This is a genomic window from Streptomyces sp. NPDC107575 (assembly GCF_055657265.1).
In genome coordinates, this window is record NZ_JBVKBG010000005.1 from 862,645 (window position 1) to 889,522 (window position 26,878).

General features: G+C 71.0%; 21 protein-coding genes and 1 pseudogene. 8 read left to right on the forward strand and 14 right to left on the reverse strand.

What is annotated here, in order from left to right; genetic code table 11:
* The first annotated feature begins 60 nt into the window (after positions 1-60).
* The 5 genes from ACZ7L4_RS28685 to ACZ7L4_RS28705 all read left to right on the forward strand — a co-directional run bounded on the left by ACZ7L4_RS28685 (position 61) and on the right by ACZ7L4_RS28705 (position 5,039).
* Entirely contained in the window at positions 61-663 is a 603-nt protein-coding gene (locus tag ACZ7L4_RS28685; protein ID WP_472107052.1) for a DUF4232 domain-containing protein, read from the forward strand.
* Between the two features lie 126 nt (positions 664-789).
* Entirely contained in the window at positions 790-1,317 is a 528-nt protein-coding gene (locus tag ACZ7L4_RS28690) for an NUDIX hydrolase family protein (RefSeq protein ID WP_385756560.1), read from the forward strand.
* 96 nt (positions 1,318-1,413) lie between these two features.
* On the forward strand, positions 1,414-2,760 hold the full coding sequence (locus ACZ7L4_RS28695; protein ID WP_472107054.1) for a serine hydrolase domain-containing protein: 1,347 nt from the start codon (positions 1,414-1,416) through the stop codon (positions 2,758-2,760).
* 147 nt (positions 2,761-2,907) lie between these two features.
* Positions 2,908-4,005: a DegT/DnrJ/EryC1/StrS family aminotransferase gene (locus ACZ7L4_RS28700; protein ID WP_472107056.1), complete on the forward strand. Its 1,098-nt coding sequence runs from the start codon at positions 2,908-2,910 to the stop codon at positions 4,003-4,005.
* Positions 4,002-5,039, forward strand: coding sequence for a Gfo/Idh/MocA family oxidoreductase (locus ACZ7L4_RS28705; protein WP_472107058.1), 1,038 nt, complete (start codon positions 4,002-4,004; stop codon positions 5,037-5,039). The genes ACZ7L4_RS28700 and ACZ7L4_RS28705 overlap by 4 nt, the downstream gene beginning before the upstream one ends.
* Before the next feature lie 7 nt (positions 5,040-5,046).
* On the opposite strand, the gene ACZ7L4_RS28710 is transcribed toward ACZ7L4_RS28705, so the two are convergent.
* Entirely contained in the window at positions 5,047-5,439 is a 393-nt protein-coding gene (locus ACZ7L4_RS28710; RefSeq protein ID WP_472107060.1) for a GtrA family protein, read from the reverse strand.
* Positions 5,440-5,581: 142 nt separating this feature from the next.
* Between ACZ7L4_RS28710 and ACZ7L4_RS28715 the strand changes: the two genes are divergently transcribed.
* Positions 5,582-6,568 carry a glycosyltransferase family 2 protein gene (locus ACZ7L4_RS28715; protein ID WP_472107061.1) on the forward strand — a complete coding sequence of 329 codons (987 nt, stop codon included), beginning with the start codon at positions 5,582-5,584 and terminating at the stop codon, positions 6,566-6,568.
* Position 6,569: 1 nt separating this feature from the next.
* Here ACZ7L4_RS28715 and ACZ7L4_RS28720 read toward each other — a convergent pair whose 3' ends face one another.
* The 10 genes from ACZ7L4_RS28720 to ACZ7L4_RS28765 all read right to left on the reverse strand — a co-directional run bounded on the left by ACZ7L4_RS28720 (position 6,570) and on the right by ACZ7L4_RS28765 (position 21,524).
* A complete protein-coding gene (locus tag ACZ7L4_RS28720) occupies positions 6,570-7,193 on the reverse strand; it encodes an acyltransferase (protein WP_472107063.1) in 624 nt (207 codons plus the stop codon).
* Between the two features lie 51 nt (positions 7,194-7,244).
* Positions 7,245-7,670, reverse strand: a complete 426-nt coding sequence (locus tag ACZ7L4_RS28725) for a hypothetical protein (protein ID WP_472107065.1) — start codon at positions 7,668-7,670, stop codon at positions 7,245-7,247.
* A 43-nt stretch (positions 7,671-7,713) separates the two neighbouring features.
* The gene (locus ACZ7L4_RS28730; RefSeq protein ID WP_472107067.1) at positions 7,714-9,768 is read right to left on the reverse strand and encodes a N,N-dimethylformamidase beta subunit family domain-containing protein; all 2,055 of its coding nucleotides are present in this window, start codon (positions 9,766-9,768) and stop codon (positions 7,714-7,716) included.
* A gap of 5 nt (positions 9,769-9,773) precedes the next feature.
* Positions 9,774-11,297, reverse strand: coding sequence for a hypothetical protein (locus ACZ7L4_RS28735; RefSeq protein ID WP_472107069.1), 1,524 nt, complete (start codon positions 11,295-11,297; stop codon positions 9,774-9,776).
* Positions 11,294-12,844 carry a hypothetical protein gene (locus ACZ7L4_RS28740; protein ID WP_472107071.1) on the reverse strand — a complete coding sequence of 517 codons (1,551 nt, stop codon included), beginning with the start codon at positions 12,842-12,844 and terminating at the stop codon, positions 11,294-11,296. Before ACZ7L4_RS28740 ends, ACZ7L4_RS28735 begins: the two co-directional genes overlap by 4 nt.
* Before the next feature lie 41 nt (positions 12,845-12,885).
* The gene (locus tag ACZ7L4_RS28745) at positions 12,886-15,126 is read right to left on the reverse strand and encodes a bifunctional glycosyltransferase/CDP-glycerol:glycerophosphate glycerophosphotransferase (protein WP_472107073.1); all 2,241 of its coding nucleotides are present in this window, start codon (positions 15,124-15,126) and stop codon (positions 12,886-12,888) included.
* Positions 15,127-15,182: 56 nt separating this feature from the next.
* Entirely contained in the window at positions 15,183-17,411 is a 2,229-nt protein-coding gene (locus ACZ7L4_RS28750; RefSeq protein ID WP_472107075.1) for a bifunctional glycosyltransferase/CDP-glycerol:glycerophosphate glycerophosphotransferase, read from the reverse strand.
* Positions 17,412-17,433: 22 nt separating this feature from the next.
* The gene (locus ACZ7L4_RS28755) at positions 17,434-19,665 is read right to left on the reverse strand and encodes a bifunctional glycosyltransferase/CDP-glycerol:glycerophosphate glycerophosphotransferase (protein ID WP_472107077.1); all 2,232 of its coding nucleotides are present in this window, start codon (positions 19,663-19,665) and stop codon (positions 17,434-17,436) included.
* 118 nt (positions 19,666-19,783) lie between these two features.
* Positions 19,784-20,629, reverse strand: coding sequence for a prephenate dehydratase (locus ACZ7L4_RS28760; protein ID WP_472107079.1), 846 nt, complete (start codon positions 20,627-20,629; stop codon positions 19,784-19,786).
* Between the two features lie 184 nt (positions 20,630-20,813).
* The gene (locus tag ACZ7L4_RS28765; protein ID WP_472107081.1) at positions 20,814-21,524 is read right to left on the reverse strand and encodes a TetR/AcrR family transcriptional regulator C-terminal domain-containing protein; all 711 of its coding nucleotides are present in this window, start codon (positions 21,522-21,524) and stop codon (positions 20,814-20,816) included.
* A gap of 78 nt (positions 21,525-21,602) precedes the next feature.
* On the opposite strand from ACZ7L4_RS28765, the gene ACZ7L4_RS28770 reads away from it, so the two are divergent.
* Complete coding sequence (locus tag ACZ7L4_RS28770; protein WP_472107383.1) at positions 21,603-23,099, forward strand: FAD-dependent monooxygenase; 1,497 nt, start codon at positions 21,603-21,605, stop codon at positions 23,097-23,099.
* A gap of 65 nt (positions 23,100-23,164) precedes the next feature.
* Here the strand turns inward: ACZ7L4_RS28770 and ACZ7L4_RS28775 are convergent, their stop codons facing one another.
* A complete protein-coding gene (locus ACZ7L4_RS28775; protein WP_472107082.1) occupies positions 23,165-23,707 on the reverse strand; it encodes an MOSC domain-containing protein in 543 nt (180 codons plus the stop codon).
* A gap of 97 nt (positions 23,708-23,804) precedes the next feature.
* Here ACZ7L4_RS28775 and ACZ7L4_RS28780 point away from each other — a divergent pair.
* A pseudogene (locus ACZ7L4_RS28780) lies at positions 23,805-24,338 on the forward strand (alpha/beta fold hydrolase); the annotation flags it as partial.
* Positions 24,339-24,440: 102 nt separating this feature from the next.
* On the opposite strand, the gene ACZ7L4_RS28785 reads toward ACZ7L4_RS28780, so the two are convergent.
* A complete protein-coding gene (locus tag ACZ7L4_RS28785; protein ID WP_472107084.1) occupies positions 24,441-25,766 on the reverse strand; it encodes an MFS transporter in 1,326 nt (441 codons plus the stop codon).
* A gap of 200 nt (positions 25,767-25,966) precedes the next feature.
* Positions 25,967-26,851 (reverse strand): GNAT family N-acetyltransferase, encoded by an 885-nt coding sequence (locus ACZ7L4_RS28790; RefSeq protein ID WP_472107085.1) that lies wholly within the window; start codon positions 26,849-26,851, stop codon positions 25,967-25,969.
* Between the last annotated feature and the right edge of the window lie 27 nt (positions 26,852-26,878).

The window sequence follows — 26,878 nt, forward strand, 5'->3', positions numbered from 1 at the left end:
CTCGGTGCGGGATACAAATACTTCAGACCGCACCGACCGCGACACCCACGGGGGAACACCATGAAGTACACCCGCCTCTCCGCCATCGCCGCCCTCGGCGTCGCCGCCACCCTCTCGCTCACCGCGTGCGGCGGCGGTGACACCACGTCGGACACGTCCTCCAAGGACACCCCGTCGTCCTCTTCCGAAAGCGGCTCGAAGGCGGACTCCGGCAGCGACACCGAGGTCCAGGCCGGCGCCGCGAACTCCGGTACCCGGACCGGCTTCTGCAAGACGGAGGACCTGGCGATCGACGCCGTGGACGCCGCGCCGGACGAGACCTCCGGCCGGATCAACATCACCATGGTCAACCGGGGTTCGACCACGTGCTCGGCGACGGGCTTCGCGGGCGTCGACATCAAGGACGCCGACCACACCTCGAGCCCCATCGAGCGCGGCCACGCCCAGCCCCGGGTCACCACCCTCAAGCCCGGCGACGCCGCGGTCTTCGACCTCGCCTACGACATCGACAGCTCCGGCGAGAGCCTCGCGTCCCCGACCAACATCCTGGTGACGCCCCCGAACGAGACGCACACCGTCACCCTGGACTGGCCCGCGAACGCCGGCCCCATCAAGGGCGCCTACACCGACGTCGAGGTCTACCCGACGCACACCACCGAGTAGGCCCTTCGGGGTGCGTGCCCGGCCGTGCTCCGGCACGGCCGGGCGCGCGCCGGTGCAACGACGCCCGGCCGAGGCCAATTGGGCCACAGAGGGGACCCGCTGAAATATGATCACGCCATGCCCGACATGACCGAGACAACGCCCGGGTGGCTGGCCTCCGACGAGCTGGAGCTGGTCCGTGCCCGTATGCCGATCCTCTACGTCGAAGCCGTGCCGGTGCGCGTCGCGGACAGCGGTGAGGTGACCAGCGTCGGCCTGCTGCTCCGCATCGGCCCCGACGGCAACGTCAACCGCACGCTCGTCTCCGGCCGCGTACTGCACCACGAGCGCGTCCGCGACGCGCTTCTGCGCCACCTCGAGAAGGACCTCGGCCCGGTGGCGCTGCCGCGCGTGCCCGCGTCCCTGCAGCCCTTCACCGTCGCCGAGTACTTCCCGACGCAGGGCGTCACGCCGTACCACGACCCGCGCCAGCACGCCGTTTCGCTGGCGTACATCGTCCCGGTGGCCGGGGACTGCCAGCCCCGGCAGGACGCGCTCGACCTGGTCTGGTTCAGCCCCGAGGACGCGCTGTCGCCGTCCGTGCAGAGCGAGATGCCCGGCGGCCACGGCGCCCTGCTCAAGCAGGCCCTCGCCCACGCGGGACTCGGCGTCTGAGCCCGGCCGGGCGGTTCCACCGGCACCGCCCGGTTCCGAAACGCCGGGACCGATAGCACCATGGGCTGACCCACTCGCGCCCACGAGGGAGAAGCCATGTCACGAGCGGCCGTCGCACAGGACTGGATCACCGAGAACCTGCCCAAGCTGATCACCACGCACCGGGTGCCGGGCGCGCAGGTGGCCGTGCTGGTGGACGGCGAGGTGGTGGACGCGGCCGCCGGCGTGGTGAACCGGGCGACCGGGGTGCCCGTCACGCCGGACGCCGTCTTCCAGATCGGGTCGATCACCAAGGTCTGGACGGCCACCCTGGTCCAGCAGTTGGCCAACGAGGGCCGCCTCGACCTGGACCGCCCGGTGCGCCAGTACCTGCCGGAGTTCACCCTGGCCGACGAGCACGCCGCCGCCACCGTCACCGTCCGCCAGCTGCTCTGCCACACCTCCGGCATCGAGGGCGACCGCTTCACCGACACGGGCGCGAACGAGGACGCGGTCGAGCGCTATCTGCCGACCCTGTCCGACGCCGAGCAGCTGTACCCGCCGGGCGAACAGTTCTCGTACTGCAACAGCGGCTACGTCGTCCTGGGCCGCCTCGTCGAGGTGCTGCGCGGGCAGGGTTTCAACGCGGCGCTGCGCGAGCACCTGGTGACCCCGCTGGGCCTCGGCCACGTGGCGACCCACATCGGCGAGGCCATCCTGGAGCTCCCGGCCATCGGCCACCTCGGCCCCGACCCGCAGCCGGCCCCCGTCTACGGTCTGCCGCCCGCCACCGCCCCGGCGGGCGCCTCCCTGGCGATGCCCGCGCGCAGCCTGCTCGGGTTCGCCCGACTGCACCTGGCCGAACGCTCCTTCGGCGGGATGCGCGAGACGCAGGTGACCGTGCCTCCCCTGGGCGCGCTGGGTGACCGCTGGGGGCTCGGCTGGATGCTGTTCGACCAGCCGGAGCGTTCCATGATCGGCCACGACGGCGGCACGATCGGGCAGTACGCGTTCCTGCGGGTGGTGCCGGAGGCGGGCGTCGCGGTCGCCGTGCTCACCAACGGCGGGGACGCCGCCGCGCTCTTCCAGGACGTCGGCGGTCACCTGCTCGCCGAGTTCGCCGGCGCACGGCTCGCGGAGCCGCCCCGGGTCCCCGAGGAGCCAGCGCCGGTCGACGCGCACCGCGCAGCGGGCACCTACCGCTCCACGCTGCTCGACTTCGAGGTCGCGGTGCACGCGGACGGCACCGCGTGGCTGACCACCACGCCGCGCACCAGCGAGGCCCGGGTGCTGCTCGGCGAGGACAGCGTCACCCAGCAACTGGCGGGCCTCGGCCCCGACCGTCTGATCACCGTCGAGAAGCGCGCGGGACGGCACGAGGTGTTCGTCCTGGTCGGCGAGGACGAGCAGGGGCGGGCGCGGTACCTCCACAACAGCCGGGCGGCGGCGCGTCTCACCGGCTGACGTCGACGGCCGACCGTCACTCCTCCGCCAATGCATTCATCCTACGCATACCGCCTAAGGATGGATAAAAGGCGACAACAGAAACCCCGGGCGGTGAATCGGGGTTGAACGCAGGCCGACTCCCTCGCTTTCCCATGGAGACTGCTCGTGTCTGGGTCCAATCCGCCAATTCCCGCCGCCCGGCCTGTCATCGGCGAAGCCGAGATCGAAGCCGCCGTGCGCGTACTGCGCAGCGGCCTTGTCATTCAGGGGCCCGAAGTGGCCGCCTTCGAGGAGGAATTCTCCGAGCTGGCCGGGGACCGCATCTGCGTCGCCGTCAATTCCGGCACCTCCGCGCTGCAGCTGAGCCTGATGGCGCTCGGCATCGGTCCGGGCGACGAGGTGGTGGTGCCGTCCTTCTCGTTCGCCGCCACCGCCAACGCGGTACGCCTGGTGGGTGCCGTACCGGTCTTCGCCGACATCACGTCCGACACCTACTGCCTCGACCCGGCCGCGGTGGCCGCGGCGATCGGCCCGCGCACGGCGGCGCTGATCCCCGTGCACCTGTACGGGCACCCGGCCCCCATGGACGAGCTGATGCCGCTCGCCGAGCGGCACGGCCTCGCCGTCGTCGAGGACGCCTGCCAGGCGCACGGCGCCGCGCTGCACGGCCGGCCCGTCGGCTCCTTCGGCCGGGCCGGCTGCTTCAGCTTCTATCCGACGAAGAACATGCACGCGCTCGAAGGCGGCATGATCACCACCGCCGACCAGCAACTGGCCCGCACGCTGCGTCTCCTCAGGAACCAGGGCATGGAGCAGCGCTACGAGAACGAGATCGTCGGCGCCAATCTGCGCATGACCGATGTCGCGGCGGCCGTGGGCCGGGTGCAGCTCACGCAGCTGCCGGCCTGGACCGAGCGGCGGCGCGCCAACGCCAAGGTGCTCGACTCCCGTATCGAGGGGCTGCCCACGCCGTACGTGGCCGACGGCGCCCGGCACGTCTACCACCAGTACACCGTCGCCGTCCCGGACGGCCGCAGGGAGGCCGTGCGGCAGGAGCTCGCGGCGGAGGGGATCGGCAGCGCGGTGTACTACCCGACGCCGATCCACCGGCTGGCGCCGTTCCGCGACGCGGCCGGGCCCGAGCTGCCCGAGACCGACCGCGCCGCCGCCTCGGTCCTGTCGCTGCCGGTCCACCCCACCCTCGGGCCGGGCGAACTGGAGCGGATCGCCCGGGCCGTGAGCGTCGTCGGAGGTGCCCGATGAACCGGCCGGTGCTGCGTGCGGGCCTCGTCGGCCTGGGCGCGATGGGGCGCAACCACGCCCGGGTCCTGTCCCAGCTGGACGGTGTCGAGCTCGTCGGCGTGATGGACCCGGCGGGAGACCCGACGGGGGCCTCCCGCGGCGCCCCGGTCGTCGCCGCCCTGCCCGAACTCCTCGCGCTCGGCCTCGACTACGCCGTGGTCGCGTGCCCCACGGTGCTGCACGAGGAGGTCGGTCTCGCCCTGGCCGCGAACGGCGTGTGCGCGCTGATCGAGAAGCCGCTCGCGCACTCCGCCGCCGCGGCCCGGCGCCTTGCCGACGCCTTCGACGGGGTCCGGCTGACTGCCGGCGTCGGGCACATCGAGCGCTTCAACCCGGCGCTGCAGAGCCTGCGTTCACGTCTGGAGGCGGGCGAGCTGGGGGACATCTTCCAGGTGGTGACGCGGCGCCAGGGGCCGTTCCCGCAGCGCATCGCGGACGTGGGCGTCGTCAAGGATCTGGCCACCCACGACATCGACCTCACGAGCTGGGTGACCGGCTGCGGCTACGCCTCCCTGTCCGCGCGCACCGTGTCCAAGAGCGGCCGCCCGCACGAGGACATGGTCGCGGTCGTCGGCGAGCTGACCGACGGCACCATGGTCAGCCATCTCGTGAACTGGCTGAGCCCGCTCAAGGAGCGCTTCACGGCGGTCACCGGCGAGCGCGGCTGCTTCGTCGCGGACACCCTCACCGCGGACCTCACCTTCCACGCCAACGGCGCGTTCGCCACGGAGTGGGAGGCGCTGAGCGCCTTCCGGGGAGCCGCCGAGGGCGACATGATCCGGTACGCGATTCCCAAGCGCGAGCCGCTGCTCGTCGAGCACGAGCGGTTCCGTGACGCCGTCGAGGGCAAGGCCACGGACATCGTCACCCTCGCGCAGGGGCTGCGGACGGTGGAGGTCGCCGAGGTGGTCCTGGACTCGGCGCGGCGCAAGGCCTCCCTGCCGCTGCAGAACCCGCCTCCGCGGAGTCCGGCGGCGGCGGGCCGGCGCGCCTGACCCGCCGTCAGCGATCCTGGGCCGGCGCGGCCGCGGCCGGCCCCTGGACCGCGGGCGCGCCCGGTGTCCTGAAGACCCACCAGCGGAACGCGGCGTAGTTCGCCACCGCGTTGAGGACCGTCGACGTCGTCTTGGCCGCCACGTACGGCAGGCCGAGAGCGGCCAGTCCGGTGACCGTGGCCAGGGTCGCGCCGTAATTCAGTGCGACGAGCACAAGGTATTTGGCGAAGGCCGGGCCGACCATCGCTCCGCTCCGGAAGACGAATGATCTGTTGAGCCCGAAATTGACCGCCAGAACGGTGACGAACGCCAGTGTGGTGGCGGCGGCCAACGGCATATGGAGTACGCCGTGGAGCAGGACGAGCGTCCCGACATCAATGGCGTAGCACACCCCTCCCACGAGGAGGAATCTTGTCGCCCCGGCGGAGGAAAGGCGGCGGGCCGAGTTCCAGGTTCTCCGAATGATGTCTGGTACCTTCCTCCGTGCTCAAGACCGTTGTCGCAGACAGGTTTCGGGAAAGAATCGTGAGAGGGTTTTCTTCGTGTATCAGAACACGAAAATCGCCGTCGTCGTGCCGGCGTACAACGAGGAAAAGCTGATCGCCCGGACGATCCGCACCATGCCCGATTTCGTCGACCATATCGTGGTGGTGGACGACGCCAGCAGCGATCAGACGGCCTCCGAGGCGACCGACGCCGGCGATCCGCGGACGGTGCTCATCCGGCACAAGACGAACACCGGAGTCGGCGGCGCGGTGTGCGACGGGCACCAGGAGGCCCTGCGCCTGGGCTGCGACATCTCGGTGGTCATGGCCGGTGACGGCCAGATGGACCCGGCCTATCTGCCGGCCCTGCTCGCCCCGATCTGCGACGGCACCGCCCTGTTCACCAAGGCGAACCGTTTCTACTCGCGCGACTCCTATCGGGGCATGCCGAAGTACCGGATTCTCGGCAACATCGTGCTCTCTTTCATGACCAAGCTGGCCTCCGGGTACTGGCACCTGTTCGATCCGCAGAACGGATACACGGCGATCCATCGGACGGCCCTTGAACGGCTGAACCTCGACCGTGTGGCGAAGGACTACTCGTTCGAGAACGACCTGCTGATCAATCTGAACATCCTGCGGATTCCGGCCTGCGACGTCCCCATTCCCGCGGTCTACGGGAACGAGGTGTCGACAATGCGGATGCACAAGGTGATTCCCGCTCTGCTGGCCCAGTTGACGCGGGGAATCGGCCGGCGTGTCGTCCTGAAGTACGTCGTGTTCTCCTTTTCGCCGATCGCCCTGCTGCTTCTGGCGGGGATGTGCCTGGTCGCCTTCGGCGGCGCGGCGAGCACCTGGGTGCTGTTCCACACGCTCGGGCCGGCGAGTGCCAGTGCGGGAAGTGTTCTGCTGGCGACGCTGCCGATTCTCACCGGAATTCATTTTCTGATCGGCGCCCTGATGCTCGACATCCAGGAGAGCCCGGACCGCCGGGCCGCCGCCACGACGGCCGCGGTCCCCTCCCCCGTCGCAAGCTCGGTGTGACTCAGGCTTCCGTGAGCACGTCGCCGTTCTCCCTGTGCAGCGCCCCGGTGTGCGGGCACTCCCACACGCCGGGCGAGCCGGGGAGTTCCCGCAGCCGGTGCCCCGCGCGTCCCACCCAGCCGATGCGGCGGGCCGGGACGCCGGCGACGAGCGCGAAGTCCGGCACGTCGCGGGAGACCACGGCTCCGGCGGCGACCATCGCCCAGCGGCCCACCCGGACCGGGGCCACGCACACCGAGCGCGCGCCGAGCGAGGCGCCCTCGGCGACGGTGACCCCGACGGGCTCCCAGTCGGCGCGCCCCTTGGGCCGCCCGTCGGGGTCGACGGAGCGCGGGTTGTGGTCGTTGGTCAGGACGACGGCGGGCCCGACGAAGACCCCGTCGCCGAGTTCCGCCGGTTCGTAGACGAGCGCGAGGTTCTGGATCTTGACGCCGTCGCCGATCCGTACGCCGGGGCCGATGTAGGCGCCCCGGCCCACCACGCAGTTGTCGCCGAGCACGGCCTGTTCGCGGATCTGGGCGAGCTCCCACACGGCGGTGCCGGGGCCCAGCGCGGCCGACGCGTCGACCTGGGCCCCGGCTGCCGTGCGGACCTGATGGCGGGTCATGTCACTGGTCTGCTTCATGTGTTGTCGAACGAACCGGCGGGCGTCTGGGTGCGGGGGTTCGGCCCGCCGTCACCAGTCCGACGGGTGGGGGCCGCAGACGGGTCCGAGGACGACGCACTCGGTTTCGGACTCGTCGCAGGCGTGCAGCGTGAAGCAGTGCTGGATGGCGCCGTAGAAGTAGCCGACGACGGCGCCTCCGGCCGCCACCGTCTCCTTGACCTTGCCCGACTCGGGTCCGCCAGTCACGTCCGAGTACCAGACCGTGTACGTCGCTTCCTGCGTGCCGCCGTTGGTGATGACGTACTGGAGGGCGGTCACGTCCTGGACCTCGCGTGCGGTGACGCACACTTCGGTGGCACCGAGCTTTCCGCAGGCATTGTTGGTCGGCGGCTCGTCGCGCGCGGGCGCCGCCGCGACGGCCGCCGCGGGCAGGCCAAGGGCCGCCGTCGACGCCACCGCGCCGGCCAGCACGGTGCGCCGCGAGATCTCCTTCATGTTCGCTTCTCTCTGTCGGTCGAGGGGGGTGCTTCGCGGGTGCCTAGGCCACCGCTTGCGCGAAGACGTTCTGCAGGAGCTTTTGGAGCGCGGTGTCCGTGGGGACGCTGGCGGTCAGGGTCAGGGAGCCTGCCGAGAACACCCATCCCCTGGTGGCGACGGGCGGGACGTAGAGCATCTCGGCCCCGCCGGTCTTGTTGAGCCCCTCCGCGATGAGCACGGAGCCGGGCACGTCGGCCGGTCGGCGGTCGACCTCCCAGCCGCTGGCCGCGATGTTGTAGGAGGCGGTGCCGAAGATGTCTCCCACGCTCATGCCGGTGCCCGGGGTGAAGGGGTTGTTGCTGGTGTCGCGCACCTGGTACGGGGAGAAGCTCATGTACGTGGGCTGGTAGTGGGATACACCGAGGATCTGCGCCTCGGACTGTCCGGAGTCGGCGTAGACGTCCCGGCTGCCGTCGGCCCGCCGGAAGACGATCGCGTGGCCGTCCGCCGTGTACCGCATCCGTTCGTAGATGCCGTTGCCGCCCAGGTAGATGATGCGCCCGCCGTTGTTCTGGAAGGCCACGAGGTTGTCCCGCGCGGTCTGCGTGAAGTACTCGGGGTGCGAGGTCAGCACCAGCGCCTTGTAGTTGCCGCCCTGCGCCGGTGTGCGCAGCCAACTGGCGCCCGTCGCGTGCAGGTCGGTGTCGGCGTAGCAGTCGTAGCCGATGCTCTTGGAGGTCATCCAGCGCAGCAGTTGCAGGTCGCTGTGGAGCAGGTGGTCGATGATGCCGGGGGATGTCCGGTAGACGTTGTCCCAGGACGTCCCGGTGTTGGGGCGCTGCATGGAGACGGTGCGCTGGGCGCCGCCCTGGCCGGTCGTGTACTGGTTGTGTCCGCCCCAGAAGTTATAGGCGGTGTACGTGTTGGTGGGCACCAGGACGGCGAGCTGTCGCTGCGGCGCGGAGGGCCGCACGACGAACATGACGTTGTGCTCCTTGCCCTGCGGCGACTTCAGCTGGGAGGCGTAGACGCCCGAGGGCCAGCTCGATCCCGTGCCCACGGCGACGGAGAAGGACTGGCTCCAGCCGCATCCCGCGCTGTGGTATCCGCTCTGCAGCGGTTGGAACTTCCCCGTCCTGGCGGCCGGTTGGGTGACCACGACGGGGGCGCCGGTGGCGGGGGCGAGGCGGATGGTGGAGGACGTGTACGACGGGAACGTCGTGGAGACCTGGATGCCGAGGCTCGTGCCCTGCCGGACGGACAGCGAGGTCGGATATCCCTGCAGGGCCGCGCATTCCTCGCGGGTGAAGCCCGAACCGACGGCGGTGCCGGACCCGTTGGCCCATTGGACGCCGCTGGTGTTCACCGTCTCGGAGTTGAGCAGGCGGTACCACTGGAGCCGGTTGTCGGGTCCTGGCGGGTTGGCCGTGTTCGTCTGGATCTTGTAGATGGCGCCGGAGCCGTTGGAGAAGAGTCCTCTTTCGAACGGGCCCAGCAGGGTGGTGTCGACGGCCTCGCCGCCGTTGGCCCATTTGAAGCTTCCGTCGGTTCCCAGATAGCGGAACCAGCTGAGTGCGCTGCCGTGCCGCGTTCCGTAGATCACGCCGTTGGGGTCGGCGAACAGCTGCGTATACGGCTGCCATTGCGCGCCGATCTTGGCGCCGGAATTGGCGGCCCATTTGAAGGAGCCGTTGGTGCCGGTGTATTTGTACCAGCGCAGGTCCCCGTTGGCTTCCTGCGCGTACAGGACGTTGTTCCAACCGCCGATCACCCGGGGGAAGTTCCACTGGGTGCCGATCCGGGTGCCGCTCGCCGAGTGCCAGCTTCCGGCGCCGGTCGAGCTGTTGGACAGGATGTACCGGTACCAGAGCAGGTCGCCGTTGGGCATGCAGGCGAAGAGCTGCCCGTCCGCCGCGGCCAGGACGAAGCGGAACTTCTGCCAGCCGCCGTTCCCGATGACCCGTCCCGAGCCGGAGTTGGCCCAGGTCGCGGGGGTGCCGGTGCTCCAGTTGGTGTGCCGATACCAGTAGAGCTTTCCGTCGGCCTGAATCGCGTAGATGATTCCGTTGCCGCCGGGCACAAGGTTCAGGAAACGTTGTTGCGGGTCGTAGGCCATCTCTTTCAGTGCCTTCCCGAATTCTCCGTCGTGAGCAGGGATGATTGTGCGTCGGCCGGCCCCGCGCAAGAATCGACACGATCGGGGTGTTCGGCGGAATTGGACCGAATGGCGGGGATCAGCGAAAGGCAGAGCACGCCGATGAACATGGGCGCCGCCATATAGCGGAAACACGGTGCGGGATTGGCGGCGAGCACGGTGAGTTGCGCGCCGAGGGTGACACCGCCGAGCGCGAGCAGGGTGCGTCGCCGGCGGGCCCGGGCGAGCAGCGCGACCAGGACGTAGGTGGCGTAGCACCAGAGGGCGCCGCGCCACAGGAGCCACTCCAGTTGGGGGACGAGGAAGGCGGAGCGGCCGAAGGTGGCGGCGTCGTGGAGCGTCGACGACAGCGGGCGGGCCGTGAGCGCCGAGCGGTAGGGGCTGTCGTCGATCGCGCGGTACCCCCACAGGTCGGCGGGGATCCGTGTGTCGTACGTCCATGTCCTGGCGCTCTTGTCCTGCGGGCCGGGGAAGACGGCCCAGGCGATGTGTCCGCGGCACAGGCGCGCGTCGAGGATCCGCTGCGGGGAGGCGCGCAGGGTGCGCCACCACAGCTGTACCAGCGGTTCGCTGAGCCGGGCGGCCTCGGTCCTGTTCCAGGAGGCGTTGTAGTAGAGGACGTCGGACACATAGCAGTTGTCGCCGGCGGTCCGCCAGGTCGACAGCGGTGCCACCTGGGCCATCAGGTGGCGGTCGTCGGGGGTGAACCGGGCGGGCTCGCGCGCGTACGTCACGGCGAGGTCGGCGTAGTGCAGGTTGTACAGGAACGCCTTGTTCGGCTGTTCGATGCCGGCCGCCGGGTAGATGGCGAGGGCCAGCAGCAGGGTCAGCGCGGTGGTCGCGGCCGCGATTGCGGCGATCAGGAGGCGGGCCCCGGGCAGCACCAGGACGAGCGCGAGCGCGGCGATCAGGGCCACCGGGAAGCCGTTGTTGCGGAACAGGTCGACGCCCAGCAGACCGGTGCACAGGAGGACGAGTTCCGAGGGCCGCGGACGGCCGGTCCAGGTGCCGTGCGCCCGCCTGCCCACCAGCCGTACGGACACGGCGAACACCAGGACGGCGCAGATGGTGAACGGCACGTCCTTCCACACGAAGACGACGAAGGACCCGAGCGGCGGTGCCGCCGCGCAGGCCACCGCGGCCGGAGCGCTCCACCTCCCCCGCACGCCCAGGGTCCGCAGGCCCGCGCAGGTGTGGGCGAGGACGGCGGACATCGCGAGGGTCTGCAGCAGGGTCAGGGCCGCGAGGTCGCCGGTGACGCGCAGGCTCAGCCAGACGAGGGCGTTGTAGAGCACCGAGTGGTCCGCGCGCCAGTTCCCGGTGGTGACCTGCCAGGTGTAGACCGCGGAGTCCACGCTCATCAGGCCCGGGTGGAAGGCCGCCCACCAGAACAGATAGCAGGCCTGGCAGGACACGAAGACGGCCAGCGGCAGCCGCAGGGCGGGCGGCACGCGCACGGGCAGGCCGCGCGCCGCCGGGGCCGCGGTCACTCCGGCACCGTGGAGGGCAGCCGGGCGTCCGCGGGGGCCACGTTCTTCGGCGGTGGGGCGGCCGCGGTGTCTCCGGAGGCCCGTGGCGGGATGACGGGGCCTGCCGCCCCGCGCAGCGCCGGGACGAGCGACAGGCACAGCAGCCCGATGAAGATGGGTGGCGCCATGTAGCGGAAGCACGGCGAGGGTGTCGCGACGAGGACGGTGAGCTGCGTGCCGAAGGTGACACCCGCGAGCGCGAACAGCGGGCGGCAGCGGCGCGACCGGGCGAACCGGGTGACGAGCAGGTACGTGGCGTACGACCAGATGGCGCCGCGCCACAGGATCCACTCCAACTGCGGTGTGTGGGCGGCTTCGTAGGCGAAGGTCCCGACGTGGCCGAGCGTCGCGGACAGCGGACGGGGCTTGGCCGCCTCGTTGTAGGGGCTGGTCCGCATCTCCTCGTACCACTTGTAGAAGACCGGATCCACGCGGTTGAGCTGGTTGTACGTCCTGCCGCCCTGGTCCTGCGGTCCGGGGAAGACGGCCCAGGCGATGTGGCCGCGGCACAGGCGTGCGCCGAGCACGTCCTGCGGGGCCTTGCGCAGGGTGTGCCACCACACCTGGACGAGCGGTTCGGTGAGCCGGTCGGTGACCTGCCGGTTGAGGCTGCGGTACATGGGGTCGGAGGCGAAGCAGGACCCGCCGTTCTCGCGCCAGGTCGAGAGCGGGGCCGCCTTGGACATCACCGCCAGGTCGTCCTTGGTGAACAGTTCGGGGGCCTTCGCGTAGGTCACCGACAGGTCGGCGTAGTGCAGGTTGTAGACGAGCGTCTTGGGCGGCTTCTCGACGCCGAGCGCCGCGTAGCCGGAGAACATCAGCGCCAGGGTGACGGCGGTCGTGGCGGTGACGAGCAGGGCGAGCACGCGCCGTGCGCCGGGCAGCGCCAGGATGAGGCACAGTGCGGCGATCACGGCGACGGGGAAGCCGTTGTTGCGGAACAGGCCGATCCCGAGGAAGCCGACGCACAGCAGCAGGATCTCGGAGCGGTGCAGGCGGCCCTGCCAACTGCCGTTCAGGCGCCTGCCGGTCAGCCGTGCCGTGACGGCGAAGACCAGGACGGCGCAGATCGTGAACGGCACGTCCTTGGCCACGTAGACGGTGAACGCGGCGAGCGACGGGACGAGCGCGCAGGCCAGCGCCGCCGGGGCGCTCCACCGGCCGCGCACGCCGAGGGTGCGCAGGCTCGCGCACGTGTAGGCGAGCACGGCGGACATCGCCACGGTCTGACACAGCGTCAATGCGGCATGCCCGCCGGTGGACTTGAGGCTCAGCCAGAGCAGGGAGTTGTAGAGGACCGAGTGGTTGGAGATCCAGTGCCCGGTGGTGACCTGCCAGGTGTAGGCGAGCGCGTCGTAGTCGATCATCCCGGGGTAGAAGGCCGCCCACCACAGCAGGTAGATCGTCTGGCAGGTCAGATAGACGACGAGGGGCATCCGCAGGTACTGCGGCACGCGCTCCCACAGGGCCCGCGTCGGGGAGACGGGCGGGGCTTGGGCATCGGACATGGCGGGGTTCTCCTCGGGAGGCGGGGCCGGGGTGCGCACGGTCAGCGGGTGCCGTCCGGAAGGGCGGGGCGTGCGGCCTCGCGGTGCGGTGGGGTGTCCTGCTCGGGGACGGCCGACGGATCCGCCCGGCCGAGCATGACCAGGGAGACCACCCGGGCGGCCGCGTTCCCGTCGTCAAAGGCGCAGAACCGGCTGCGGAAGTCGGCGCGCAGCGCGGCGGAGCGTGCGTCGCACCAGGCCCCGGAGGCGAACAGCTCCGTCAACTCCTCGACGCTGGTGGTGACATGGCCCGGCGGGTCGGCCAGGACGTCGAAGTAGGCACCGCGAGCCGCCCGGTAGGACTCCCAGTCGTCGCCGTGGACGATGATCGGCCGGTCGGTGTTGGCGTAGTCGAACATCAGGGACGAGTAGTCGGTCAGCAGGGCGTCGGAGGCGAGCATCATGTCCACGGCCGAGGGCTCGTCGGTGACGTCGAGGAGCAGCCCGCGCCGCTGGAGGTCGCGCAGCTCCAGACCGCGGTACGCGGACCGGGCGTCCTTCGGATGCAGCCGCACGAGCAGGGTGACGCCGGGGCCGAGCCCGCGCACCAGCCGTTCGAGGTCGATCCGCGGGACGTACGACCTGCGGTGCTCGCGCCGGGTCGGGGCGTAGAGGACGACGGTGTTGCCGTCGGGGATTCCGAGCCGCTTGCGCAGGGCGAGGGTGCGCAGCGGGTCGCCGTGCACAAGCACGTCGTTGCGCGGGGCGCCGGTCGGCAGGGAGGTGAAGTGGCAGGGGTAGGCGCGGTCCCAGATCTGCTGGGCGTACGGGCTGGAGACCAGGCTGTAGTCCCAGCGGTCCGCGCGCCGCAGTTCGCCGCGGACGTCGGCCTGGTGTCTGGCGGCGGGCCGGCCGAGCCGGTCGGCGCCCATGTGCCCCAGGGGTGTGCCCTCGTGGGTGTGGACGTGGATCTGACCGGGGCGCTTGGTCATGGCGAGGGTCCAGCCGACGTTGTTGACGAAGTACGTGGCGCGGCTCGTCACCCGGTGGTAGCGCGGGCTGTCGGGCGTGACGTGGTCGATGCCGCTCGGCAGGTGGGCCACGGCGTCCGGGCGCACCACCCACACCGCGTCGATGTGCGGGGCGAGGAGGCGGGCCGCCTGGTGGACGGCCGCCGGGTCGCCGAGCACGCCGCGGTGCCAACCGGCCGAGTACACGGCGAGGTTGGGATCGAGCGGGCGTCGGCGCTGGGTGCGTGCGTAGCCGCGCTTGGCCCGCCGGGCGGCGGCCGTGGCCAGCTCGCGCTTCTTGCGCAGGGCGGCGCGGCTCAGGCGCTCGGCCAGCATGTAGGCCCGGAAGACCGGGTAGGGGGCGGCGGCGATCAGGTGCCACTGTCCGCGGTAGGCGTCGTGCGGCGCGGTGAAGCCCTCGGGCCGGTGGCGCCGGTAGAGCTCCACCGTCTCCCGGTGGAACGCGGCCCGGTCCTCGGGCAGGACCCGCTCGCCGAGCGGCAGCGTCACCAGGAAGTGGTTGATCATGCGCTCGAAGAGGTACGGCCGGGTCTCGCGCAGTTCCGGGTGGGCGTCGAGGAACGCGAACAGGCCCGCGTACTGCGTGAAGATGTCGAAGTGTCTGCGTCCGGGGGTGCGGGTGATCGCGCCGCGCCTGCGCTGCAGGTACTCGACGCACACCCGGTCGAGACACGCGATGCGGCGGGCGCAGGCCAGGGCCTGATAGGTGACCGGGGCGTCCTCGTACAGGCCCGGCTGGTAGGTGAGCCCCTGGCCGGTGAAGAAGTCGCGTCGGTACGCCTTGTTCCAGGCCACCAGGAACAGGTGCAGATAGTGCGGGCTGCTCTTGATGTCGAAGGTGTCCGTGCCAGCGGACGCGAGCAGGTCCGCCGTCATGCTCCTGCCGCCGCGGCCCCACCAGTGCGTGCGCACATGGTCGAAGACGAGGATGTCCGGGTCGTCGGTGGCGGTGAGCCGCTCGTCGATGGCCCGCAGCGCTCCGGGCGTGTAGCTGTCGTCGCTGTCGAGGAAGAGCAGGTAGTCGCCGGAGGCGTGTTCGACGCCCGCGTTGCGTGCCCGGCCGAGACCGACGTTCTCCGGCAGGTGCAGCACGGTGACCCGGCTGTCGCGGGCCGTGTACTCGTCGAGGACCGCGCCGCAGTTGTCGGGCGAGCAGTCGTCGACCGCGATGACCTCGATGTCGGTGCAGGACTGGGTCAGGATCGAGTCGAGGCACGCGCGCAGGTACCCCTGGACCTTGTAGACGGGGACGATGACGCTGAAGCGAGGCACGGGCTCTTCCCTTGTCGTGGGGATGGGGACGGGCGTCCGCGGGGACGGGTGACGGATCAGGGGCGGGGGACGCGGGCGGCGGCCGGTGCCGGCACGCGCTCGCCCAGCGGAACGACGGGCGGCAGGTCCTTCGCCTCCTCGCCGAGCAGCACCCGGCGCACCACCCGCTCGGCGGCTCGGCCGTCGTCGAACTCGCAGAACCGGCGGCGGAACGCGTCGCGCAGGCGGGCCGAGGCCGTGTCCTGCCACCGCCCGTCGCGAAAGATCCGTTCCAGCTCGTCCTGGCTGCGGGCCACCGGCCCCGGCGGTGCGTCCAGCAGGTCGAAGTAGACGCCCCGCGTCTCCCGGTAGATGTCCCAGTCGTCGGCGTACACGACGATGGGGCGGTCGAGGTTGGCGTAGTCGAACATGATCGACGAGTAGTCCGTGACCAGGGCGTCGGCGGCGAGGCACACCTCCTCGGGCGAGCGGTGCCCGGTCACGTCGATCAACGCGCCGGAGCGCAGCATGCCTTCGAGGCCCGCGGCCCCCTCGTAGGAGTGGTGGGCCCGCAGCAGCACGACGAAGTCGTCGCCGAGCGCGCGGCAGAACGCGGCGAGGTCCAGCTGGGGCAGGAAGTCCGCGCGGTAGTCGCGATGGGTCGGCGCGTACAGCACCGCCACCCGGTCCGCGGGGATGCCGAGGCGGCGCCGGATCGCGGCGACGTCGTCGGCCGTCGACGTGTAGAACGCGTCGTTGCGCGGGTAGCCGACGTCCAGGCTCTCGTACGCGCCCGGGTAGGCCCGCTCCCAGACCTCGGTGGAGTGCCGGTTCGAGGAGACGTTGAAGTCCCAGCGGTCCACGCGCTGGAGCAGCTTGCCGAGCGAGCCGGCCGCTGCGGCCGCGGCCGGGTACTCCACCAGGTCCACGCCCATGGACTTGAGCGGGGTGCCGTGCTGGGTCTGCACGTGAACGGTGCCGGGGCGCTTCTTGACCGCCATCTCGAAGTTGACGTTGTTGAAGGTGTACTTGGCGGTGGCCATGACCTCCCAGTAGCGGGGGCTGCCGATCTCGACGCGCTCCACGTCGTCGGGCAGGGTGCCCGTGTGGCCCTTGGTCACCAGGAAGACCGGTTTGATGTGCGGGGCCAGGCGGCGTGCGGCCGCGTGGACGGCGGCGGGGTTGCAGGCGTAGCCGCGGCCCCAGTAGGCGGAGAAGACGGCGAGGTTCTCGTCGATGGGCCGCCTGAGGTACGTGCGGTACGGGTGGGCCACGCGCGTGCGCAGCCGCCTCGCCCAACGCCGGGCGAACCGGGCCCCCTTGCCGAGGCGGCGCTTGGTGCCGCGCAGCGCGCCGAACGCCGCGCAGGAGCCGGAGGCGAGCACGGCCTGCTGCAGCCCGACGCTGCCCGCCGGCCGTCGGCTGCCGGCCGGGCGGTGCCTGCGGTAGAGCCGGGTGGCCCGCCGGAAGTACTGGCGGCGCACCGCGGGGGTCGGCAGCCGCCCGGGGGTCGCCGCGGTCTTGAGCACCTTGCCCACCATCTGCTGGAAGACCCTGTCGAGCAGCTCCGGGTCGGACGTCAGCTCGGCAGCCCGGCACATCACCAGGTCGAACTGGTCGAGCAGGTCCAGGTGGTGGAGCCCGGGCAGCTGGGTCCTGCTGCCCTGGCGGCGCAGCAGATGGCGTACGCAGATCCGGTCGAGCAGCGCGATCCGCTCGGCCCGGAGCGCGGCGACGATGCTCCACACGGTGTCGGTGAACATGCCGGGCGGGAAGGCCAGTTGGTGCCGGTCCACGAAGTCGCGCCGGTAGGCCGCGCTCCATGCGGGCACCCAGGCGTCGGGCAGCGCACGGTGGTCCGCCACCGCGAAGACCCCGCTCGGCGCGCCGTGGCACAGGCGTCCCAGTGTCGACCCGAGGCCGCCGTCGAACCAGTGCACCCGCTCGTGGTCGAAGAGCAGCAGATCGGGCCCGGCCAGTTCGGTGAGCCGTGCGTCGAGGGCTCCCAGCGCGCCGGGCGCCAGTGTGTCGTCGCCGTCGAGGAAGAGCAGGAACTCGCCCCCGGCCGCCGCGATCCCGGCGTTCCGCGCGCCCGGCAGGCCCTGCTCGGGGCTCGAGCGCACCACCGTGATCCGCGGATCGCGGTCCGCGTGCGCGCCCACGATCGACGCGCACGGCCCTTCCGGCGCGCCGACCACGGCGATCAGCTCGACGTCGGTGAAGTCCTGGCCGAGCACCGAGTCGAGACAGTCGGGCAGCCGCCCCGGCCCGTCGTGGGCCGGGACAACGACACTGAAACGGGGCAACACACACTCCTTCGATGGGCGTTCAGGCAGCGCCGGTGGGCAGCGTCGCGGTGGACCCCGGCTCCTGCCGCGGGCCGGGTGCGGGCGCCTCCCGCCGCTCCCCCGGCGGCGGCTGGGCCGTCTCGCCGAGGAAGACGTGCCGTACGACCCGCTCGGCGGCGCGGCCGTCGTCGTACGGGCAGAACCGTTCGCGGAAGGCGGCCCGCTGCCGGTCGGTGTGCGGGGCGCGCCACGCGCCGGTCGCGAAGAGGTCGATGAGCTCGTCCTCGCCGGCGGCGACCGCGCCGGGCGGGAAGTCCCGGATGTCGAAGTAGGTGCCGCGGACCGCCTCGTAGACCTCCCGGTCGCCGGTGTGCACGACGATCGGGCGGTCCAGGTGGGCGTAGTCGAACATCAGCGAGGAGTAGTCCGTGAGCAGGACGTCGCTGGCCAGACAGAGGGATTCGACGCTGGGGTGGTCCGAGACGTCGACCAGCCGGGGTGAACGGCCTCCCACGCGCGCGATGGTGGACAGGTGGTGGGCGCGGACGAGCACCAGGAAGCGGGGGCCGAGCAGGCGCGCCAGGCGCTCCAGGTCGAGGGCGTGGTGGCCGGTGCGCCGGTGGTCGCGGTGGGTGGGGGCGTACAGGATCGCGGTCGTGTCGCCGGGGATGCCCAGGGATGCGCGGAGCCGGGCCACGTCCTCGCGGGTGGCGTTCCGGTAGATGTCGTTGCGCGGGTAGCCGTATTCGAGCGTGGTGTAGCCGGCGGGGCAGGCGCGCTCCCAGACGAGGGTGGAGTGGCGGTTCGCGGACAGGACGTAGTCCCACTTGTCGCAGTTGGCGAGCGCGCGACGGACGTCACTGTCGCCGAGGGCGAGCGGCCGGTCGAGGAGGTCGAGGCCCATCCGCTTGAGCGGGGTGCCGTGCTGGGTCTGCAGGAACACCTGGCCGCGGACCTTGACGAGTCTTCGGTCGAAGTTGACGTTGTTGACGAGGTACTTGGAGCGGGCCAGCGCCGTCCAGTACGCGGCCGTGCCCGGGGTGAGGAGGCGGGTGGCCGGCGGGACCGTGTGCCGGTGCGCGGGGTCGGCGATCCACGCGGTGCGGACGTGCGGCGCCAGTTCGCGGACCTTCGCCTCGACGGCCGCCGGGTTGCAGCTGTAGCCGCTCCCCCAGTAGGCGGAGAACACGGCGTCGTTCTGGCGCAGCGGCAGGAGCCGCTGGATGCGGTAGTGGACCTGGAGGGCGAGCCCTCGCACGGCGTGCCGAACCGCGCGGGCGGCGTCCTGGAGGTGTCGCCGCAGGGCGCCCGCGAACTGCAGTGTCCGGTAGCTGCGGTGGGCGCCGAGGCGGACCAGCGCGTGCCGGATCCTGGTGCGCAGGGGAGGCGTCGCGCCCAGGGTGCGGTAGCGGCGGCAGTAGGTGCGGGCCTGCCGCAGAAACGCGGCGCGGCTGCCGCGCGGCAGCCGGTCCGGTGCCGTGAACACCGTGCTGAAGTGGTCCAGCATCCGGCCGAAGACGAGGGGTCGCCAGCGCGAGGTCGCGGGGTGCGCGTCCAGGTAGGCGAAGACCCGGTCGTACTGGCCGAAGAGCTCGAAGTGCCGGCGCCCCGGCGAGCAGGTGATCGCCCCTGTCCTGCGCTGCCGGTAGCGCACGCAGACGCGGTCGAGCACCGCGATCGACTCGGCGGTGACCAGCACCGGGTAAGTCCAGGACACGTCCTCGTAGTAGCCGGGGGCGAAGAGGAAGCCCGCGCTCGCGAGGAACTCGCGGCGGTACGCCTTGTTCCAGACCACGTGCAGGACCCGCAGCAGGCCGGGCCTGTCGTCCAGCGGGAAGGACGCGGGCCCGGTCTCGGCGAGATGGCCGGTGCCGGGATTGGCCAGCGTGGCGCCCGTCCAGTACGTCCGTACGTAGTCGTAGACCAGGACGTCGGGACCGCCGGTGGTCCTGAGCCGGTCCGAGATCGCCTGCAGCGCGTCGGGGACGAGCGAGTCGTCGCTGTCCAGGAAGATCACATAGTCGCCGGTGGCGCGTTCGAGACCGGCGTTGCGGGCCCGGCCGAGACCGACGTTCTCCGCCAGATGTACGGCCCGGACCCGCGGATCGCGGGCCGCGAACTCGTCGATGATCGCTCCGCTGGCGTCCGGCGAGCAGTCGTCGACCGCAATCAGCTCCACATCCGTGAAGGACTGCTCCAGAACGGATTCGAGGCATTCATGCAGATATGCCTGCACCCGATACACAGGGATGATCACACTGAACCGAGGCAATGCGCTTCCATGGGTCGTCAGCGGGGTATTGCCCGAGAACGGCCGACGATTTGCGCAGGTTACGCGCGATATGGCATTTGGGGTACTTGGTCGATTCAGGGGGTGCGGGCAGGGTGACTCACACGGCCCGCTCCGCCAGGCGGTGCGGGTGGGCCGGGTAGACGCCGAGCACGCGGACCTCGGACGAGAAGAACTGCAACTCCTGGAGGGCGAGCGCGACCCGCGGCTCGTCGGGGTGGCCCTCGATCTCGACGTAGAAGCAGCTCGGGTTGAGGCCCGCGCCCATCTGATAGCTCTCGATCTTGGTGAGGTTCACCGCGCTGCTGGCGAAGCCGCCGAGCGCCTTGTACAGGGCGCTCGGAATGTTGCGCACGGCGAAGAACAGGCTGGTCATCGTCGGCCCGCCCGACACGGGGGCGAAATCGGCGTCACGGGACAGGACGACGAACCGCGTGGTGTTCGCCGGGTCGTCCTCGACGCCCGCCTGCAGCACCTCGAGCCCGTAGTGCCCGGCCGCGGCCGGCGGAGCGAGCGCCGCGTGCCGGGGATCGTTCAGCTCCGCCACCTCGCGGGCGGCGCCCGCGGTGTCGTCGCTGACCCGGGTGCGCCAGCCGCCGGCGCGCACGACCTTCCGGCACTGCCCCAGGGCGTGCACATGGCTGCGCACACATTCCAGTTGGCCGAGCGAGGTCCCGGGCACACCCATGAGGTCGAAGCGGATGGCGTGGAAGTACTCGCCGACGACGAACAGGCCCGACTCCGGGAGCAGATGATGCACATCGGCGACGCGACCGGCCGTGGAGTTGTCCACGGGGATCACCGCGAGGTCCGCATCGCCCGACGTCACCGCGTCCAGCGCCTGCTCGAAGCCGACGCAGGGCAGTTCCGTGCACCCCGGGAACAACGTCTGGGCGACGGTCGCCGAGTTGGAGGCGTGCTCGCCTTGGTACGCGATGCTGGTCACAGGGTTTCGCTTTCGGTGCGGTAGTCGTCGTTGTGGCTGTGGTCGTAGCTGTGGCTGTGGCTGTGGCTGTGGCTGTGGTCGATCGTTGGATTCAACAAGAGATCCGGCCCTCGGGGCGGCGGTGTTCAGGGGTTGAGAACGAGGCGCTCACCACCGAGGCCGTGCACCGCCGGCGGCGGGCTGATCAGCGCACCCCGTAACGCGCCTCGATCCCCGCGACGATCACCTGGAGCCCCTCCTCGAACCGCTCGTCGTACGCGGCGAACAGCTGGTCGCCCGCGGCCGCGGCCAGCGGGTAGTCGGCGAGCTTCTCGGCACGTTCGGCGATGTCGACGAGCGAGTCGTCCCGGGTCGGCTCGGGGCGCATGCCCTGCTCCTCGGTGACGAAGCCGAGCGTGTACATGCTCGCGGTACTGCCCGCCCAGGCGGCCTGCTCGGCGGTGAACCCGGCGTCGATGAGCAGCCGCAGGTGCGCCTCCATCTCCGGGCCGTGGTCCGTGCCCGTGAGCCGCGAGCCGCTGAAGACCTTCGCGCCGTCGCGATACCGCAGGAGCATGGCCCGCAGGTGTCGGTTGGCCCGCAGCAGATGCTCGCGCCAGTCCGTCGCCGGCTCGTAGGCGGCCGAGGCTCCGCCCGCCTCCGTCATCCGCCGGAACATCACGGTCGCCATCTCGTCGAGCAGCGCCTGCTTGTTCTTGAAGTGCCAGTACAGGGCGGGGGCCTGCACGTTCAGCTGCTTGGCGATGGCGCGCAGCGTCAGGCCTTCGAGGCCGACGTCGTTCAGCACGTCGAGGGCGGTGTCGGCGACGTGCGCCTTGTCGAGCTTGGCCTTGGCGGGCTTGGCCTCGGCGCGCTTGGCGCTCGGCTTCTCGTTCGGCTTCTTGTTCTCGGACACGCTTGACAGTTTAACGCCGTTAAGGCGATGCTCGAGACATCGGAACTTAACGGCGTTAAGGAGCGGGTGATGGTGGCGATGGTGAGCGCGCGGCAGAACACGGGGGCAGGGGCACAGGCCTGCGAGTCGACGGAGGTGCTGATCGTGGGAGCGGGCCCGACGGGGCTCGCGCTCGCGGTGGACCTGGCGCGGCGGGGCACGCGGGCACTGCTGGTCGAGCGGGCGGACGGACTGTTCCCCGGCTCGCGGGGCAAGGGCCTGCAGCCCCGCACCCAGGAGGTGCTCTACGACCTCGGGGTCCTCGACGCCATCCACGCGGCGGGCACGCGGTACCCGACGATGCGGGTGTGGGAGGACGACAGGCCGGGCGAGGAGTGGGACATGATGGAGCGCTCCCAGCCGACCGAGCAGATCCCGTACGCGGAGGGCTGGCTGATACCCCAGACCCGCACGCAGGAAGTGCTGTACGCGCGGCTGCGGGAGCTGGGCGGCGAGGTCCGTTTCGGCGCGGCGTTGAGCGGCCTCACCCAGGACGGGGACGCGGCGACGGCGACCTTCGAGGACGGCTCGACGGTGCGCGCCCGCTACGCGGTGGCGGCGGACGGCGGCCGCTCCACCGTCCGCAGGTTGCTGGGCATCGGTATGACCGGGGAGACCGTCGACCCGAAGCCGATGCTGGTGGCGGACGTGCGGCTCACGGCCGACGCTCCGCTCCCGGACACGCACTGGCACGTGTGGCCGAAGGCGGCGGAGGGCACGGTGGCCTTCTGCCCGCTGCCGCCCGACCCGGCACGGGAGGGCCGTCTCTTCCAACTGGCGGCACAGTACGCGGACGAGTCGGCGACCCCGGACGTGTCGCCGGGCGGGGTGACCAAGCTCCTGGCGAGCCGCACGGTGCTGTCCCCGGAACACATCGCCGAGGTGCCGTGGGCCTCGGACTTCAAGGCTCGGGCGGCGCTTGCGGACCGCTTCCGGGTGGGCCGGGTCTTCCTCGCGGGCGACGCGGCGCACATCCACTCCCCCGCAGGCGGCCAGGGCCTGAACACCAGCGTGCAGGACGCGTACAACCTGGGCTGGAAGCTGGCGGCGGTGCTCGCCGGAGCCCCTGCCCTGCTCCTGGACACGTACGAGGAGGAGCGGATGCCCGTGGCCGCCGGCATCCTCGGCATCAGCACCCGCATCCACCGCGCGAGCGCGGAGGGCCGGCACACCCGGCGGGGCGGAGAGATGCGCCAACTGGGCATCGGCTACCGCGCATCACCACTGACCCGCGAAACGCGGCCCGACCTCACGGACGACGCCCTGCGGGCGGGTGACCGGGCACCGGACGGCCGGCGAGGCGGGGTGCGCCTCTTCGACATCTTCCGGGGGCCGCACTGGACACTCCTGGCGGTGGACCCCGAGACCGAACTCCCACCACTGACGCCCGACTTCGTACACTCCGCCCGCATCCCCGAGTACGCGGCGTACGGCCCGGGCCTGTTCCTGATCCGCCCGGACGGCTATGTGGCGTGGGCCGGGGAGACGGCGGAGGGGCTGGAGGAGTACCTGGCGGAATGGAGGCCGCGGCGCTAGCTGTCCACGCGCTCCATGCGCGTCCTCCGGCAGGAACGCACGCGCCGACCATGAGTTGAGTCCGGTCAGACACGGTCCAGGGCGCGGTGCGGGCCGCTGGGAAGTTCCACTGTGATGGCGTCTCCGGGGCGCACCACGCCGCCTTCCCTCACAATGCTCATGATCCCGGCCTTGCGTACGACGTTCCCTGCCTCGTCCCGGCCGACGACCTGCTTCAGCAGCCCGCCTTGAAAGTTGTCGATCTGCAGGCAGGGATTGCGCAGCCCGGTGACCTCCAGGACCGCGTCACCGCCGATGCGGAGCAAGGTGCCGACCGGCAGTCCGAGCAGATCGATGCCGCGCGTGGTGATGTTCTCGCCGAGTTCGCCGGGCGCCACGGTGAACCCCTCTCCGCCGACGTCAGCGAAGAGTTCCTCATGGATGAGATGGACCTGGCGCAGATTCGGCTGGGTGGGATCCTGTGCGACGCGCGAGCGGTGCTTGACCGTCACACCGGCGTGCACGTCCCCCTCCACACCGAGTCCGGCGAGCAGTCGGACGCTCTCCCGGTTCGGCTTGGTGAACGAGTACTCCCCGTTGCTGCTGACCGCCGTCACTGTCCCGCTCATACGCCGGAAACCCCCTCGTCGGAAACCGTGGTCGGCCACGAGCCTAGATCCTGTCCAGGCCGGAGCGCGCGGAAGTCGGGCCCGCATACTGGCCGCCATGACCTCGACGATCCCGACCGAACCGAAGCGCGCGGCCACGACGGTCGCCGGGCGCCGCCTCTCCTTCCTCGACTTCGGCGGCCCGGGACGCCCTCTGCCGGAACATCTGGGGATCGGCAGGGCGGTCGTACTCGGCCACTCCCTCGGTGGCGTGAACGCCGACCAACTCGCCGCCCGATACCCCGGGTTCGTGGATGCGCTGATCGTCGAGGACATCGGCGCCGAGGTCGACGACGATCTCTCCTTCAGCCTGGACTGGCCGCACCGGGCGCCGACCCGGGCCCGATTGCTGGAGGAGCTCGGCCCGTCGGCGAGCTACCTCACGGACGCCGTACGTGAGCACCCCGACGGCTGGGGCCTTGCCTTCGACCCGAAGGACATGAACGTCTCGCAGCAGCACCTCAACGGCGACCACTGGGACGACTGGCTCGCCGGTGACTGCCCGGCCCTGCTCATCCGCGGCAGCGACAGCACGGTCCTCAGCGCCGAGCACGCGAGGGACATGACAGAGCGGCGCCCGCATACCCAGCTCGTTGAACTCCCGGCCGGGCACGCCGTCCACGAGAGCGTCCCAGCGCAGTTCGCCGCGGTCGTCCGAGGGTTCCTCGGCTCGCTGGGTGTCTGGCGGGGCCGGTCAGTTCAGGTCGCTGCTGTACCGCCGGCTCTGGTCGCAGAGCGCTCCGATGCCGATGAAGAGCGCGCCCGCGAGGAACAGCAGCGAGACGCCCCACGTCGCGTGGGACGGGGACGCCTGCACGATGGCGAAGGCGGCGAGCGGGGCCAGGCCGCCGGAGAAGGCGCCGCCCACCTCGCGGCCGGTGCCCAGGCCCGTGCCACGCACCGCAGGCGGGAACTGGCGGGCCAGGAAGGCGCCTTGGGCGGAGAGCAGCGCGGGCACCGTGATGCCGGTGGCAAGGGTGAGTCCGAGCCAGATCAGCCAGTTGTTCCGGGTGTCGAGGAGCCAGAAGAACGGGAAGGCCAGCGCGGCGGTGGCGACGGCGCTGCAGACGACCACCTTCTTCGAGCCGATGGCGTCGCTCAGCCGGCCCGCCAGCGGCACCGTGATGAGTGAGCAGCAGCTCGCGATGCTGATGCCCAGGGCGCCGACGCTGGCCGAGACACCCTGGAAATCGGTGAGATAGGAGAGCGAGAAGGTCTTGAAGGTGTAGCTGATTCCGTTGTAACCGATGGTGATGGCCATGACGACGGCGAGACCGCGCCAGTCCGTCCTGAAGAGCTGGATGAGCGGGTTCTTCTTCTTGCGCTCCGGTCGGATCTCCTCCTGGTGTGTCATCTCCTGGAAGGCGGGTGTCTCGGGCAGATTGCGGCGCACCCACAGACCGATGCCGACGAGGAGGAAGCTCAGGACGAACGGGATCCGCCAGCCGACGCTGTACAGGAAGTCGTCGTTCATGCTGGTCAGGGCGGCGACGGTGAGGGACGAGGCGAGCAGCCCGACGTTCACCCCGAGCGCGGGCCACGAGCCCTGCCGGCCACGCGACTTGGTGTCCGCGTGCTCGTACGCCACGGCGATCGCCCCGCCGAACTCGGCGCCCGCACCCAGGCCTTGGAGCAGGCGCAGCAGGATGAGCAGGACCGGGGCCATGACACCGATGGAGGCGTAGCTCGGGAGCAGGCCGATGCAGGCGGAGGACGCTCCCATCAGGGTGAAGGTCAGGGACAGCACCTTCTTGCGGCCCAGTCGGTCGCCCATCATCCCGAAGACGATGCCGCCGACGGGGCGGGCGAAGAATCCCACCGCGAACGTGCCGAGGGCAGCCATGGTGGCCAGCGCCGGTTCCCCGGCGGGGAAGAACACCTTCCCGAACACCAGGGCTGCCATCGAGGCGTAGAGGTAGAAGTCGAACCACTCCATCGCGGACCCCGCGACGACGGCCGAGCGCACGCCTTTCGGCGCGCGCGAGGCGGTGGCGCGCTCTTCGTCGAGCGTACTTGCCATGTCCCTCTTCTTTCGGTGCCCGAGCCGGACGCGGATCGTGCCTGCGGTGCGTCGGAGCCCGGAGGAGCGGGCGAGTTCCCTTCGCGGGTTCTTATATACGAACCATCACTCGGATATACGAAGGCTAGGCGAGCGCCGGAAAAGGCGTCAAGGAGTCGGCAGGACCGAATCCCGGGATGGCGTCCGGGCGTTGGGGAGCGTCAGGACATGCGCGTGCCGTGGGAGAACTCGTATCCGGTGAAGTCGGCGAGGTGGACGTACCCGATGCGCCGATAGAGAGCATTGCTGGTGGGATTGGCCGGGTCCGTGAACAGGACGACGTCCGTCGCACCCGCGGCGAGCGCCGCCTCGCTCACCGCGATCGTCACGGCGCCCGCGTAGCCGTGCCCCCGGAGATGGGCCGGGGTGTACACGGGGTCCACCCGGACCATCCCTCCGATCATCGAAGTCACGGCCGCCATGGAGACGGGAGCGCCGCCGGAGTCCTCCCAGAACGTGAAGTACCTGTCGCCGAAGCGCGATTCGCCCCAGGAGCCGGCGTCGATCAAGTCGATGGAGGGCTGCTCCCCGACGACGACACAGAACTCACGACACCAACGCACGACTTGCTCGCGATCACCTTCGCCCGCCACGCGACTCCGGCCCTCCGGGTGCCGCTGCGGCGGGGTGAGCGCGCCAAGACGATAGAGGTGCGTCTGCCAGATGGGGACGTACGTCGCACCCGTGCGCCGCTGCCACGCCTCCGCGAAGGCCGTGGCGGTGTCGTGGTCGCCGAGGACCCCGGGCGAGGAGCCACCGAGGCCGACCAGGCGAGCGACGAGGGCATCGACCCGCTCGCCGGAGAGCGGGGTGACCCACAGATACCCGCTCGGCCTGCGATAGAAGACGGCGCAGACTTCACCCCCTGACACCAGCCGACCGAAGACGCCGGCTCCGCGCCGCTGCGCGCCGGCCCCTCGTGTCCGCAGTCTCTCGATGTCCGTCAGCGGAGTGTTGTGCAGCGCGGGCCGCGAGCGCAGGAAGCCTCCGGCTCGGGCGAGGAAGTCGTCAACGTCTGCGGTGAGTTGCCAGTCATCAGAGAGCATGGTTCATGGTCCCGGATGTACAGGCCC

What these genes read in the sequence shown, in the direction of transcription:
- ACZ7L4_RS28685 (WP_472107052.1), top strand. Translation starts at nt 61, where the DNA reads ATGAAGTACACCCGCCTCTCCGCCATCGCCGCCCTCGGCGTCGCCGCC.
- ACZ7L4_RS28690 (WP_385756560.1), top strand. Translation starts at nt 790, where the DNA reads ATGACCGAGACAACGCCCGGGTGGCTGGCCTCCGACGAGCTGGAGCTG.
- ACZ7L4_RS28695 (WP_472107054.1), top strand. Translation starts at nt 1,414, where the DNA reads ATGTCACGAGCGGCCGTCGCACAGGACTGGATCACCGAGAACCTGCCC.
- ACZ7L4_RS28705 (WP_472107058.1), top strand. Translation starts at nt 4,002, where the DNA reads ATGAACCGGCCGGTGCTGCGTGCGGGCCTCGTCGGCCTGGGCGCGATG.
- ACZ7L4_RS28720 (WP_472107063.1), bottom strand. Translation starts at nt 7,193, where the DNA reads ATGAAGCAGACCAGTGACATGACCCGCCATCAGGTCCGCACGGCAGCC.
- ACZ7L4_RS28725 (WP_472107065.1), bottom strand. Translation starts at nt 7,670, where the DNA reads ATGAAGGAGATCTCGCGGCGCACCGTGCTGGCCGGCGCGGTGGCGTCG.
- ACZ7L4_RS28730 (WP_472107067.1), bottom strand. Translation starts at nt 9,768, where the DNA reads ATGGCCTACGACCCGCAACAACGTTTCCTGAACCTTGTGCCCGGCGGC.
- ACZ7L4_RS28740 (WP_472107071.1), bottom strand. Translation starts at nt 12,844, where the DNA reads ATGTCCGATGCCCAAGCCCCGCCCGTCTCCCCGACGCGGGCCCTGTGG.
- ACZ7L4_RS28770 (WP_472107383.1), top strand. Translation starts at nt 21,603, where the DNA reads ATGGTGAGCGCGCGGCAGAACACGGGGGCAGGGGCACAGGCCTGCGAG.
- ACZ7L4_RS28775 (WP_472107082.1), bottom strand. Translation starts at nt 23,707, where the DNA reads ATGAGCGGGACAGTGACGGCGGTCAGCAGCAACGGGGAGTACTCGTTC.
- ACZ7L4_RS28785 (WP_472107084.1), bottom strand. Translation starts at nt 25,766, where the DNA reads ATGGCAAGTACGCTCGACGAAGAGCGCGCCACCGCCTCGCGCGCGCCG.
- ACZ7L4_RS28790 (WP_472107085.1), bottom strand. Translation starts at nt 26,851, where the DNA reads ATGCTCTCTGATGACTGGCAACTCACCGCAGACGTTGACGACTTCCTC.